Below are 14,764 nucleotides of genomic sequence, written 5' to 3' on the forward strand. Positions count from 1 at the left end.
AGCAGAGGACCCCACATTTAATGTGAGGTCTTTGTTTTGTTTATTTTTAATTTTGCACTAATCATGTTAAAATTAATATGTGTTTTTATACTTAACTACATATAAGGATCGATTAAATGGTAAACGTTTTAAAGAAACTATACAATAATGATAAAAGAGAACTAAAAAAATTTGAAAAGCTTGCTAATCAAGTTGAAAATTATGCTGATGAATATGACAAACTTTCAGATGAAGAGTTGAAGGCAAAGACACCTGAATTTCGAGCACGACTAGAAAAGGGCGAGGAATTAGACAAAATATTGCCAGAAGCTTTTGGAGTTGCTCGTGAAGGTGCCAAAAGAGTTTTGGGCTTGTATCCGTTCCATGTTCAAATACTAGGTGGGATTGCTTTGCATTTTGGTAATATTGCCGAAATGATGACTGGTGAAGGAAAGACTTTAACGGCTACAATGCCCGTTTATTTAAATGCATTGACAGGCAAAGGGGTTCACGTTGTGACGGTCAATGAATATCTTTCAAGTCGTGATGCTGAAGAAATGGGTCAATTATATAAGTGGCTTGGGTTAACTGTTGGTTTAAATTTAAATTCAATGTCACCTGATGAAAAGCGTGAAGCATATGATTGTGATGTTACTTATTCAACTAACGCTGAATTAGGCTTTGATTATTTGCGTGATAACATGGTGGTTTATAAAGAACAAATGGTTCAACGCGAATTAAATTACGCTATTATTGATGAAGTCGATTCAATTTTAATTGATGAAGCGAGAACACCGCTCATTATTTCTGGTGAAGCCGAGCAGGCTAATGGCGACTATATCAGAGCTGATCGTTTTGTTAAATCACTTCATGAAGATACTAGTGGAGATGACGCTGATGATGATGAAGACCACGGCGATTATAAAATTGACTGGCCAACTAAATCGATTGCATTGACTAGAACAGGAATTCAAAAAGCCTGTGATCATTTTGGCTTAAAAAATTTGTATGATGTCGAAAATCAAAAATTGGTTCATCACTTAGATCAAGCACTACGTGCCAATTATATTATGCTTAATGATATTGACTATGTGGTTCAAGATGGTGAAGTTTTAATTGTTGATTCATTTACGGGTCGTGTGATGAGTGGTCGGCGTTATTCCGATGGGTTACATCAAGCAATTGAGGCTAAAGAGGGCGTTAAAATTCAGGAAGAATCCAAGACGCAAGCCACAATTACTTACCAAAATTTCTTTAGAATGTATAAAAAATTATCAGGAATGACAGGTACGGCTAAGACAGAAGAAGAAGAATTTCGTGAAATCTATAATATGCAGGTAATCACAATTCCGACGAACCGTCCTAATATTAGGAAAGATCAATCTGATATTTTATATCCAACCCTAAATTCAAAATTTGAGGCTGTTGTAAATGAAATTAAAGAGCGTCATTCAAAAGGACAGCCTGTGTTGGTCGGAACAGTTGCAGTTGAAAGTTCAGAAAGATTAAGCAAGATGCTTAATCAGGCCGGTATTCCGCACGCAGTATTAAACGCTAAAAATCATGCTAAGGAAGCCCAGATTATTATGAATGCAGGTCAACGTGGTGCGGTTACGATAGCTACCAACATGGCTGGTCGTGGGACTGATATTAAATTGGGACCTGGTGTAAAAGAATTGGGTGGTTTAGCTGTGATTGGGACTGAACGTCATGAATCACGCAGAATTGATAATCAGCTTCGTGGTCGTTCTGGTCGCCAGGGAGATCCTGGTGTAACTAGATTTTATCTTTCACTTGAAGATGATCTGATGAAACGCTTTGGTGGTGACCGAGTTAAAGACTTTTTGGATCGGTTATCGGATAATGACGATGATAAGGTAATTGAAAGTCGTTTAATTACAAGACAAGTCGAGTCAGCTCAAAAACGTGTCGAAGGTAATAACTATGATACGCGTAAACAAACATTGCAATATGATGATGTTATGCGAATTCAAAGAGAAATTATCTATGGTGAACGGATGCAAGTTATTGGAGAAGAAACTTCACTTAAAGATGTTTTAATTCCGATGATTCATCGTACAATTAATAGTCAAGTTGATATGTTTACGCAGGGTGATCGTAGCAAGTGGCGACTTGATTCTTTGAGAGATTTCATTAGTTCAAGTTTGACAAATGATGAAGAAGTTGAAAAACTTGACTTTAAGACAATTACAGTTCCTGAATTAAAGCAGAAACTGTATGAATTTGTTGAAGAAAACTATCAACAGAAAAAACAGATTTTGGCCGATCCATCAGATATGTTAGAATTTGAAAAAGTTGTTATTTTACGGGTAGTAGATGACCGTTGGACTGATCATATTGATGCAATGGATCAATTGCGTCAATCAATTAGTTTACGTGGTTACGGTCAGCTTAATCCACTCGTTGAATACCAAGATTCTGGATACAATATGTTTGAAGAAATGATTTCTAATATTGAGTTTGATGTAACTCGTTTATTTATGAAAGCTGAAATCAGACAAAATCTTAGTCGTTAAAAGTTAAGATTGAAGGGAAAGCAGCTGCTTTCCCTTTTTTTGGAATTTATTAGGAGTAATTGATCATATGGAAATTAATGAAATTCAAAGTGAATTAGATAGTTTAAGAGCTCGCTTAGATCATTTTAGGGGGTCTCTTTGACTTAGATGCAATTGCTGACAGCATTACAATTAATGAACATAAAATGCAGGATGCAGATTTTTGGAATGACCAAGAACGTGCACAAAAATTGATTTCGGCAACAAATTTACTAAAAGAAAAGCGAAATTCTTTTTTAGATTTACAAGAGAATTATCAAAATGCGTCTACGGCCTTGGAATTACTAGTTGAAGAACCAGATGCAGATCTTCAACAAGAGGTTGAAAATGATTTAAAGCAGCTTCAAGGTAAATTTCATGAATATGAGATGGATTTGCTTTTATCAGGAAAATATGACAATCACAATGCTTTATTGGAAATTCATCCGGGTGCAGGTGGAACCGAAGCTATGGATTGGGCTCAGATGTTGCTAAGAATGTATCAACGTTATTCTGACCAGCGTAATTTTGGATTTGAAATTAATAATTATGAACCAGGTGAAGAGGCAGGCCTTAAGAGTGCTAGTATTAGAATTACTGGTAAAAATGCTTATGGTTTGCTTAAATCAGAACATGGTGTACATCGCTTAGTTCGAATCTCACCATTTGATTCAGCTAAGCGTCGTCACACTTCGTTTGCCTCAGTCGAAGTTATTCCTGAAATTGACGACAGTATAAAAATTGATATTAATCCTAAAGATTTACGAATTGATGTTTATCGTTCAAGTGGTGCTGGGGGCCAGCATATTAATAAAACTTCTAGTGCTGTGCGAATAACTCATTTGCCAACAGGTTTTGTTACAACGTCACAGGCACAGCGTTCTCAATTGCAAAATCGAGAGACAGCAATGAATGAACTGCGTGCAAAACTTTTTCATTTAGAAGAAGAGAAAAAAAGGCAGCATAAACAAGAACTAAAGGGCGATCAAAAAGAAATCGGTTGGGGTTCACAAATTCGATCATATGTTTTTCATCCCTATAATCTGGTTAAAGATTTGCGGACGGGCTATGAAACTTCCGACACGAGTGGTGTGATGGACGGTAAATTGCAGCCATTTGTTTATGCTTATTTACAATGGATACTTAGTCAGGCAAATCCTGAATAGGAAAAAGGTGAAGAAATGAGTTTTTTGGCAATTATTTGTATCGTACTTTTGGCAGTAATTATACTGGGTTTTACTTTTGCTGCTTTTCATATTATATTTTTACTCTTACCTGCAGTTTTAGTAATTGCAGTAATTATTTGGTTAATTAATCATTTTACCAATCATGATAAAACTGATGAAACACCTAACGAAAAAGGAACTTGGCAAAATTGGTCCAATAATGAAAACCCCTATCCCAAACGCAAAAAAGTGCGAGATGCAGAAACTAAAGATGTAGATAAGTAAACTAAGAGGCAATTTAAATGGCAAATGCAGTTAAATTAAAAGATTTGATTCAAGATAATAAAATTGTCCATATCGTCCATGGTAAACAATATATTACCGGTAAAGAGATTGCAGTTTCAGATATATATAGGCCGGGATTGGAATTGACTGGATATTTTGATTTTTATCCTAATCAACGTATTCAACTTCTAGGACGAACGGAAATTTCCTATGCAGCTAGGCTTGATCATGAAAGTTTAGTTTGCGTTTTTAAAAAGCTCTGTACACCACAAACTCCATGTTTCTTTGTTTCGCGTTCTTTACGTGTTCCACAGGAACTGGTTGTCGCAGCCGAGGCAGCAAAAATACCTATCTTATCAGTTTCTGAATCTACAACGTATATCTCTAGTATTTTGACAGAATATTTACGTGAGCGTTTAGCTATTCGTGAGACTATTCATGGTGTCATGGTTGAAGTTAAGGGATTAGGAATTTTGCTAACTGGAGATTCAGGAGTTGGTAAGTCGGAAACGGCACTTGGTTTAATTAGGCGCGGTCACCGGTTAATTGCAGATGATCGGGTAGATGCTTATCAACAGGATACTGAAACTGTGATGGGTGAGCCACCCCAAATTTTGAAACATATTATGGAAATTCGAGGTATCGGAATTATTAATGTAATGGAATTATTCGGCGTAGGAGCAGTTAAAAATCGTGGCCCTATCCAATTAGTGATAAAACTTGTGAATTGGGATAATAATGCTAATTATGATCGACTCGGTTTTGAAGAAAGCAGTCGGGATATTTGCAATGTTGAAGTTCCTCAAATTACAATTCCGGTCAAAGTAGGACGTAATATGGAGGATATTATTGAGGTAGCAGCAATGAACTTTCGGGCAAAAAAGATGGGATATAATGCAACCAAAACTTTTGATGATAATTTAACTGCTTTGATTGCTCAAAATTCTAAAAAGGATAAATAGATGTGGTTAACTATTAACCCAGTTGCATTTGCGCTAGGTAGTTTAAATGTTAAGTGGTATGGTGTCATTATGGCACTGGCAATTATTATGGCGGTCTCAATGGCAATTGTCGAAGGTCAAAAGCGGCAAATCGCAAGCGATGACTTTATAGATCTGTTGCTATGGGCGGTTCCTTTAGGATATATAGGGGCACGGATTTATTATGTTGTGTTTGAATGGAATTATTATGCTCAGCACCCCGATCAAATTATTGCAATATGGAATGGTGGAATCGCAATTTATGGAGGCTTATTATCCGGTCTTATAGTGTTGCTTGTGTTTTGTTATAAAAGAATGCTGCCACCATTTTTAATGCTTGATATTATTGCACCAGGAGTAATGGCCGCACAAATATTGGGACGCTGGGGTAACTTTTTTAATCAAGAAGCTCATGGCGGACCGACAACTTTAGAGTTTTTACAGAAGATGCATTTGCCTACATTTGTTATTGCCCAAATGAAGATTAATGGTGTATATTATCAGCCTACATTTTTATATGAATCTGTTTTTAATCTTCTAGGCTTAATTCTGATTTTGCTTTTGCGTCACCGGCAATATTTATTCAAACAAGGCGAAGTCTTCATGCTATACTTAGCTTGGTATTCCGTTGTTCGTTTTTTTGTTGAAGGTTTACGAACAGATAGCTTGTATTTAGCCGGGACAATCCGTGTTTCGCAATTGTTAAGTTTAATTTTATTTATTGTGACTATTGGGTTATTTATATATCGGAGAAAAGTAATCAAACCGAAATGGTATTTAGATGGTAGCGGACTTAAGTATCCGTATACAAGAGCTTGAGATAAGCTATATTAATTTATACAGAAAGTCTGGAGAAAAAGATGGCAAAAATTGCAGTTCTAGGTGCTGGTTCATGGGGAACCGTTTTAGGCTCATTACTTGCAGATAACGGTAACGAAGTTATACTGTATGGAAATAATGTACAGGTAAACCAAGAAATTAATGATAATCACACCAATGAACATTATATGAAGAATTGGTATGTGAATGAAACTGTACGAGCAACGGATGATTTGGAACTAGCACTGAATGAGGCAGATATTATTCTCTTCGTTTTACCAACTCAAGCAATTCGCGAAGTTGCTAAAAAAGTAAACCAAGTTTTAACAGCAAGTAAAAGTAAGCCTTTGTTAGTTACTGCAACTAAAGGAATTGAACCAGGCTCCAAGAAATTGATTTCTGAAATTTTAACTGAAGAAATTTATCCTAATGATACTGATAAAATTGTTGCTATTTCTGGACCAAGTCATGCTGAAAGTGTTGCGCAAAAAGATTTAACTGCAATCACATGTGCCTCGGATAATGCTGATAATGCTCAAAAAGTTCAAGAAATTTTTACTAATGGATATTTAAGATTGTATACAAATACCGATTTAATTGGTGTAGAAGTGGCTGGTGCAGTTAAAAATGTAATTGCAATTGCGGCTGGTATCCTGGTTGGTAAGAATTATGGTGATAATGCTAAAGCGGCGTTAATGACTCGTGGACTTGCTGAAATTACCCGCCTAGGAGTTAATTATTTTGGGGCAAAACCAATGACTTTTAGTGGGTTAGCTGGAATTGGTGATCTAATTGTAACTTGTACTTCAGTTAATTCACGTAATTGGCGTTGTGGTAAGCAAATAGGTGAAGGCAAAAGTCTAGACTATGTACTTAAAAATATGGGACAAGTGGTTGAAGGGGCAACAACTGTTAAAGCTGTTCATGAATTGTGCCAAGAAAAGCAAATAGATATGCCGATTAGTGAAGCAATTTATCGTGTTTTGTACCAAAAGGCTAATGTTGATAATGAAATTACAAAGATGATGGGTAGGATTCCAAAGCCAGAAATTAGACTTTAAAAGATTTATATTGTAAAATTTACTTACTAAAAATAAGAAAGTTGCTGAGGTAAAAATATGACCCAAAAATATGATGTGATCATTATCGGTGCTGGTCCTGGAGGTTTAACGGCGGCTTTATATGCGTCACGTGCAAATCTTTCTGTTTTAATTCTTGATCGTGGACCTTATGGCGGTCAAATGAATAACACAGATGCGATTGATAATTATCCTGGATTTAGTGAAATAAAAGGTCCCGAATTGGGCGAAAAAATGTACAATTCGGTAATGAAGTTTGGTGCTAAGTTTGAATATGGGGATGTGCAAACAGTTACTGTTGAAAGAAACACTAAACTAGTAAAAACAGATACTGGCGAGTACAGTGCGCCAGTGTTAATCATTGCGACTGGAGCTGATCATCGCCATTTAGATGTACCGGGTGAAGATGAGTATTCTGGAAAAGGTGTTTCGTATTGTGCCGTTTGTGATGCAGCCTTTTTCAAAGATGAAGACTTAGCCGTAATTGGTGGCGGCGATTCCGCAATTGAAGAGGGGATTTACTTGGCTCAAAATGCTAAGTCAGTAACCGTAGTTCACCGTCGTGATCAATTGCGAGCTCAACCAACATTACAAAAGCGTGCATTTGCGAATGAAAAAATGCATTTTATTTGGGATGCGGAAACAGCGTCAATCGAAGGCGATGGGAACCGAGTAACCGGAATAACTTATAAAGATAAGAAAACCGCTGAATTGAAACATTTATCAGTACATGGTGTATTTATTTATGTTGGTGTTATTCCTCAAACTACAGCTTTTAAAAACTTGGATATTCTTGATCAAAACGGTTGGATTCCTACGGATGAACATATGAAGACCAAGCACGACGGAGTGTTTGCAATTGGTGATGTACGTGCAAAGGATTTGCGTCAAATTGCTAATGCTGTCGGTGATGGAAGTATTGCAGGCCAAGAAGCCTATAATTATTTGCAAGCTTTAAACGACTAATAAAAAATTGCTTGATACTAAGTCTTAAAAGTAAATTACTTTTAAGGCTTTTTTTATGCGCAAGCTATCGGGAAGCCTATGTTATTCTTTAATTTGTTTAAGTAAAAAATTTAAATAGTACCATGAATTCTTTCTTAAGTTTAACAATACTTATGAAAAGAAATGCTAGAATAAGACTATAAAAATTAATTTATTATAGAAAAAGAGGATTAATATTACAATGAATGCGGAAGAAACTTTTAACGCATGGAAAACTTCACCTATTATGCCCGATTATCTGCAAAAGCAATTAATAGAATTAGGCAAGGATTCTAATTGGATTAATGATGCTTTTGGCCAAGATATTAATTTTGGAACGGCTGGAATGCGTGGCTTGCTTGAACCAGGCACAAATCGAATCAACTTGTTCACAATTGGTCGAGTTACTGAAGGCTTAGCTCGATTAATTGCTGAGAAAGGTGAAATAGCCAAAAAACAGGGTGTAGTAATTTCGTTTGATTCACGATATCATTCCCGTGAATTTGCCGAATATGCAGCTCGTGTTTTAGGTGAACATGGGATTCATGTTTATTTATTTGATGATTTACGTCCGACACCAGAATTATCATATGCAGTGCGGCATTTACATGCTTTTGCTGGAATCAATATAACTGCTTCTCACAATGCCAAACAATATAATGGATATAAGGTCTACGGCGCTGATGGTGCCCAAATGGGGCCCGAAGATGCTAGTCAAGTTTTTCAATATGCACAAAAGGTAGAAAATATTTTTAACGTTAATGCAGCTGATATTAAAAAACTGCGAGCAATGAATATCCTTGAATTAATTGGAGAGGATTTAGATCAAGCTTATCTTAGAGAACTTAAAAAAATCAATGTTAATACTACATTGATTAAAGAAAATGGTGCTAAATTAACATTAATTTATACACCTCTACATGGAACTGGTAAGATGCTGTATGATCGTGCTTTTCGCCAAAATGGTTTTATGAATGTTATTCCAGTTCCAAGTCAATCAGTAATTGATCCAGAATTTCCGACTACCAAAAAGCCTAATCCCGAATATAGAGATGTATTTGATGAAGGGATTAAGCTGGCTAATAAAAAAAATGCCGATCTAATCATTGCTACTGATCCTGATGCTGATAGGATGGGTGCATGTGTTCGGAAAAAAGACGGGAATTTTCAAGTTTTGACGGGTAATCAAATTGCCACTTTAATGAGTTACTATTTATTAACTAATTTAAAGAATAATGGACAATTGCAAAGCGATTATGAATTAATTACTTCCATTGTTTCTAGCAATATGCCTTTAAAGATTGCGCAAGATTTTGGCATTAAAACAAAATCAGTACTAACTGGATTTAAGTTTATTGGTGAAGAAATTGATCGAATGAATAAACAACATGACGGTCACTTTTTAATGGGCTTTGAAGAAAGTTATGGTTATCTGTTTCAACCGTTTGCTCGTGATAAAGATGCAATGCAGGGAGCGTTAATGTTTGCAGAAGTAGCTACTTATTATGCCTCACGAAAAATGACTGTTCTTGAAGGCCTTGAAGAAATCTGGCAAAAATATGGTACTTCTTATGAAATTACGCGTGCGATTGAAATGCCAGGGATTAGCGGACAAAAATTAATGAATGAGTTAATGGTAAAATTGCGAAAAGAGCAGTTAAACCAAATTAATGGAGTTAAAGTTATTAAAGTGCAAGACTTTTTAATGCAAAAGGAAAGTTATATTGGTAAGGCGCCAGTAAAAATGGCGGATCTACCCAAATCAAATGTTTTAAAATACTTTCTAGCTGATGAAACTTGGCTTGCCCTTCGTCCTTCGGGTACAGAACCAGTGATTAAAGTCTATGTTGGGGTTAATCAGCCTAATATCAGCTTGGCTCAGAAGGTGGCCGAAAATTATCAAACAGCTTTAGCAGCTTTATTAAAATAAGCAAAAAGCGTGCGAAAATATGTTCGGAAGCGTAAAATGGCAAATATAAAGTAAAAGTTGGGCTTATTGTGTCCAACTTTTTTACAAGGAGCCTTTCTATGATTAAACGACAAGAAAAACGTCAATTTGAACTTGTATCGAAGTTTAAGCCGGCTGGTGATCAAGGGCAAGCAATTACTAAACTGACAACTGGTTTTAAAAAGGGATATAAAGAACAGATTCTTGAAGGCGCAACGGGAACAGGGAAAACTTTTACCATGGCGAATATCATTGCGCAATTAAATAAGCCAACATTAGTTATTTCACATAATAAGACTTTAGTTGGGCAACTTTATGGTGAATTTAAGGAATTTTTCCCGCATAATGCAGTTGACTACTTCGTTTCTTATTATGATTATTATCAACCAGAAGCATATGTACCTCAGTCTGATACATACATTGAGAAAGATTCGGCAATTAACGATGAAATCGATCAACTGCGCCATCAAGCCACAAGTGATTTAATGGAACGAAATGATGTCATTGTGGTAGCTTCTGTTTCATGTATTTACGGCTTGGGAGATCCGCATGAATATGCTGCAAGTGTAATTACCGTTCATGAGGGAGATGATTACGGTAGAAATACCTTGTTGCGTGATTTAGTTAATATTCAGTATGACCGTAACGATATTGATTTTCAGCGTGGTCGCTTTCGAGTACGTGGGGATGTTGTTGAAGTTTTCCCTGCTGGCAACTCAAACCATGCATATCGAATTGAATTTTTTGGTGATGAAATTGATCGTATTGTCGAAATTGACTCGTTAACGGGTGAAATTATTGGTGAGCGAAAAAGCATTTCACTGTTTCCTGCTACACATTTTATGACAAATGAAGAGCAGCTAAAACGAGCACTTCAAGCAATTTCACAAGAAATGGACTTACAAGTAAAAGATTTTGAAGGACAAGGCAAACTGCTTGAAGCACAACGAATTAAACAACGTACGACTTATGATATCGAAATGATGGGCGAAGTTGGATATACTAATGGAATTGAAAATTATTCTCGCCATATGGAGGGACGTAAAGAGGGAGAACCCCCGTATACCTTGCTAGACTTTTTTCCAGATGATTTTTTGATTTTAATTGATGAATCTCATGCGACAATGCCTGAAATCAGGGCAATGTATAATGGAGATCGCAATCGAAAGAAGACTTTAATCGACTATGGTTTTCGTTTACCATCTGCTCTTGATAATCGGCCATTAAAATTAGCCGAATTTGAAAAACACGTTAATCAAATTCTCTATGTGTCAGCTACTCCCGGCGACTACGAACTTGAACGTACCGATCATAAAGTTGAGCAAATTATACGGCCAACTGGTCTACTAGATCCTAAGATTGAAGTTAAGCCAGTTGAGGGCCAGATCGATGACTTAGTTGCTGAAATAAATAAGCGAATCGAGCATAATGAACGCGTTTTTGTTACAACCTTAACCAAAAAAATGGCAGAAGATTTAACAGATTACTTAAAAGATTTAGGGATTAAAGTTCAGTATTTACACTCTGATGTTAAAACATTGGAAAGAATGCAAATTTTGCGAGATCTGCGCTTAGGCAAGTATGACGTGTTGATTGGAATTAACTTATTACGTGAAGGTATTGATGTACCTGAAGTATCACTAGTTGCTATTCTTGATGCCGATAAAGAAGGCTTTTTGCGAGCTTATCGCCCCTTAGTACAGACCATGGGACGGGCGTCGAGAAATTCTAACGGTGAAGTTATTATGTATGCTGATACGATCACGGATTCTATGCGTCAGGCTATTGAAGCTACTCAAAGAAGGCGGAAACTTCAAATTGAGTTTAATCAAGAGCATCAGATGGTTCCAAAAACAATTGTTAAGCCAATCCGAGAAGTGATTTCAGCAACTAAGCCTACCGAAGAGACAACCAAAAGTGATAGTTTTGCTGATCTGAACTTCAATGAATTGACTACTAAACAAAAGCAGACAATGATTAAGGATCTTCGTAAACAAATGCAAGAAGCGGCTAAGAAACTTGATTTTGAGGGTGCGGCTACTTTACGGGATGCGATTATGGAACTGGAAAGTTCAACTAGAAAACCAATTACAAAAAAGGGAAAAGCAATAAATGGCAAATAATCAAATTGTAATTCGAGGTGCACGTGAGCACAATTTAAAAGATATTAACCTCGCAATTCCAAAAGATAAGCTTGTAGTTATTACCGGCTTATCAGGTTCGGGTAAAAGTTCGTTAGCGTTCGATACATTATACGCCGAGGGACGTAGACGTTATGTTCAATCCCTTTCAAGCTATGCGCGCCAGTTTTTGGGACAAATGGATAAGCCTGACATTGATTCAATTGATGGGTTAAATCCGGCAATTTCGATTGATCAAAAAACAACTTCGCATAATCCACGATCAACTGTTGGAACAGTGACGGAAATCAATGATTATTTACGTTTATTATGGGCACGTGTGGGTCATCCAGTTTGTCCTAATGACGGTACATTGATTGAACGACAGTCTGTTGAACAAATGGTTGATCGGATATTGACATTGCCGCAAAAAAGTCGCATTCAGCTCTTAGCTCCTGTTATTAGGGCAAAAAGAGGAGCCCATAGGGAAGTATTCAAGAGAGTACAGCGTGCAGGATATGTGCGTGTGATTGTTGATGGTGAGATGCATGAAATTGATGAGGAGTTTGACTTAGCCAAGAATGCTCGTCATACAATTGATATTGTGGTGGATCGACTGGTGGTTAAGGACGGAATTCGTTCTCGGCTATTTGATTCTGTTGAAGCAGCGTTACGCCTTTCTGATGGGTATATGAACGTAGATGTTATTGGTGGAGAAACACTTAATTTTTCGGAGTATTATGCATGCCCAATTTGTGGCTTTACAGTAGGAGAAATGGAGCCGCGACTCTTTTCGTTTAATGCACCATTTGGAGCTTGTCCCGAATGTGACGGTTTAGGTGTCAAATTATCAGTAGATAAAGACTTGGTTATTCCTGATCCGGATAAAACACTAGCAGAAGGTGCCATTGCACCGTGGAAAAATTCTAAGTATTACTCACAAATGTTAGAGCAAGCTTGTGCTGCATTAAAAATCCCGTTGGATAAACCATATAAAAAGTTAACTAAAAAACAGCAAGAAACAATTCTTCATGGTTCGAAAAGAAAGATCAAGTTTCATGTAACAGGTGATTTTGGTCTTAATGACACAACTGCTGCGTTTGAAGGAGTGATGGAAAACGTTGAACGTCGCTATCGTCACCCAATGTCAAAATTTATGCGTGATGTAATGGCAAAATATATGACAGAATTAACTTGTGCAACGTGTCACGGTAAGCGCCTCAATCAAAAGGCACTAGCAGTTAAAGTCATGGGAAAGGATATTGCGCAAGCGTCAGAATTGGCAATTAATAAGGCACTTGACTTTTTCAATGAAATTAAATTAGATAAGCAAGAGGCAGTTATTGCAAAGCCAATCTTAAAAGAGGTGCGAGATCGGCTAACCTTCTTAAACAGTGTGGGTCTAGACTACTTAACTTTGTCTAGATCGGCAAATACCCTTTCTGGTGGTGAAGCACAAAGAATACGTTTGGCAACACAGATAGGATCTAATTTATCTGGAGTAATGTATGTTCTCGATGAACCTTCAATCGGCTTGCATCAACGAGATAATGACCGCTTAATCGCTGCGTTAAAACGAATGCGAGATTTGGGTAACTCATTAATCGTAGTTGAGCATGATGAAGAAACTATGCGGCAGGCAGATTATTTAATTGATATGGGACCGGGTGCAGGAAGCTTTGGTGGCGAAGTAATGGCAGCAGGTACACCAGTAGAAGTAGAAAATAATCCTAATTCTCTTACTGGACAGTACTTAACTGGTAAAAAATTTGTTCCCGTGCCATTAAAGCGTCGCCATGGTACAGGTAAAAAGATTACAATTACTGGTGCGCAGGAAAATAACCTCAAGAACTTAAAAGTTGAATTTCCATTGGGCAAATTTGTTGTGGTAACTGGTGTTTCGGGTTCGGGTAAGTCAACATTAGTTAATATGATTTTGAAACGAGCATTAGCGCAAAAATTAAATCGAAATCAAACAAAACCAGGAAAATACCAGAAAATTACAGGCTATCAGAATATTGAAAAAATTATTGATATTGATCAAAGCCCAATAGGACGAACACCTAGAAGCAATCCTGCAACTTATACTAGTGTTTTTGATGACATAAGAACTTTATTTGCACAAACAAATGAGGCTAAACTTCGTGGCTACACAAAAGCAAGGTTTTCGTTTAACGTTAAGGGCGGGCGCTGTGAGGCTTGTCATGGTGATGGAATCATCAAAATTGAGATGAACTTTTTGCCAGATGTTTATGTTCCCTGTGAAGTTTGTCATGGTAATCGATACAATTCGGAAACACTTGAGGTAACCTATCGCAAGAAAAATATTGCACAAGTTCTTGATATGACAATAAGCGATGCGTGCGACTTTTTTAAAAATATTCCTAAAATTGCCCGTAAGTTGCAAACAATTGTTGATGTTGGATTGGGTTATGTTAAATTAGGACAATCAGCAACAACATTGTCCGGCGGTGAAGCTCAAAGAATGAAATTGGCAGCTGAATTACAAAAACTTTCTACTGGCAAAAATTTCTATATTTTAGATGAGCCAACAACCGGTCTTCATACGGATGATATCAAACGATTGCTTGATGTTTTACAAAGGCTTGTTGATCAAGGGAATACAGTTTTAATTATTGAACACAATCTTGATGTGATTAAATGCGCTGATTGGCTAATTGATTTAGGACCTGAAGGTGGAGAAGGTGGTGGCCAGGTTGTCGCGACTGGGACACCGGAAAAATTAGCGGGAATAAAGAAAAGCTATACCGGACAATACCTAAAGCCGGTTCTGGAACGTGATACAATGCTAACTAAAAAAGCAAATAAATAGTATTTGTTAGTATTTA

Annotated in this window: 10 protein-coding genes; all 10 read left to right on the forward strand. The window is 36.8% G+C overall.

Features of this window, described 5'->3' with window-relative positions; genetic code table 11:
* The first annotated feature begins 116 nt into the window (after positions 1 to 116).
* The 10 genes from secA to uvrA all read left to right on the forward strand — a co-directional run bounded on the left by secA (position 117) and on the right by uvrA (position 14,748).
* On the forward strand, positions 117 to 2,516 hold the full coding sequence (secA, locus tag F5ESL0246_RS02650) for a preprotein translocase subunit SecA (RefSeq protein ID WP_122017972.1): 2,400 nt from the start codon (positions 117 to 119) through the stop codon (positions 2,514 to 2,516).
* 67 nt (positions 2,517 to 2,583) lie between these two features.
* A protein-coding gene (prfB, locus tag F5ESL0246_RS02655) for a peptide chain release factor 2 (protein ID WP_199688553.1) occupies positions 2,584 to 3,700 on the forward strand; the annotation gives its coding sequence in 2 pieces (ribosomal slippage) (positions 2,584 to 2,655 and positions 2,657 to 3,700; 1,116 coding nt in all).
* Between the two features lie 15 nt (positions 3,701 to 3,715).
* A complete protein-coding gene (locus tag F5ESL0246_RS02660) occupies positions 3,716 to 3,985 on the forward strand; it encodes a hypothetical protein (RefSeq protein WP_122017974.1) in 270 nt (89 codons plus the stop codon).
* Positions 3,986 to 4,002: 17 nt separating this feature from the next.
* On the forward strand, positions 4,003 to 4,947 hold the full coding sequence (hprK, locus tag F5ESL0246_RS02665; protein ID WP_122017975.1) for an HPr(Ser) kinase/phosphatase: 945 nt from the start codon (positions 4,003 to 4,005) through the stop codon (positions 4,945 to 4,947).
* Positions 4,948 to 5,784 (forward strand): prolipoprotein diacylglyceryl transferase, encoded by an 837-nt coding sequence (gene lgt, locus F5ESL0246_RS02670; RefSeq protein ID WP_122017976.1) that lies wholly within the window; start codon positions 4,948 to 4,950, stop codon positions 5,782 to 5,784. It abuts the gene before it with no gap.
* Positions 5,785 to 5,825: 41 nt separating this feature from the next.
* Positions 5,826 to 6,845 carry an NAD(P)H-dependent glycerol-3-phosphate dehydrogenase gene (locus F5ESL0246_RS02675; RefSeq protein ID WP_122017977.1) on the forward strand — a complete coding sequence of 340 codons (1,020 nt, stop codon included), beginning with the start codon at positions 5,826 to 5,828 and terminating at the stop codon, positions 6,843 to 6,845.
* 57 nt (positions 6,846 to 6,902) lie between these two features.
* Positions 6,903 to 7,829 carry a thioredoxin-disulfide reductase gene (gene trxB / locus F5ESL0246_RS02680; RefSeq protein WP_122017978.1) on the forward strand — a complete coding sequence of 309 codons (927 nt, stop codon included), beginning with the start codon at positions 6,903 to 6,905 and terminating at the stop codon, positions 7,827 to 7,829.
* Positions 7,830 to 8,049: 220 nt separating this feature from the next.
* Positions 8,050 to 9,777 (forward strand): phospho-sugar mutase, encoded by a 1,728-nt coding sequence (locus F5ESL0246_RS02685; RefSeq protein ID WP_122017979.1) that lies wholly within the window; start codon positions 8,050 to 8,052, stop codon positions 9,775 to 9,777.
* Between the two features lie 98 nt (positions 9,778 to 9,875).
* Positions 9,876 to 11,918, forward strand: coding sequence for an excinuclease ABC subunit UvrB (gene uvrB, locus F5ESL0246_RS02690; RefSeq protein WP_122017980.1), 2,043 nt, complete (start codon positions 9,876 to 9,878; stop codon positions 11,916 to 11,918).
* Entirely contained in the window at positions 11,908 to 14,748 is a 2,841-nt protein-coding gene (gene uvrA / locus F5ESL0246_RS02695; RefSeq protein ID WP_122017981.1) for an excinuclease ABC subunit UvrA, read from the forward strand. The genes uvrB and uvrA overlap by 11 nt, the downstream gene beginning before the upstream one ends.
* Positions 14,749 to 14,764: the final 16 nt, after the last annotated feature.

Source organism: Lactobacillus sp. ESL0246 (genome assembly GCF_003692965.1).
Taxonomy (GTDB): domain Bacteria; phylum Bacillota; class Bacilli; order Lactobacillales; family Lactobacillaceae; genus Lactobacillus.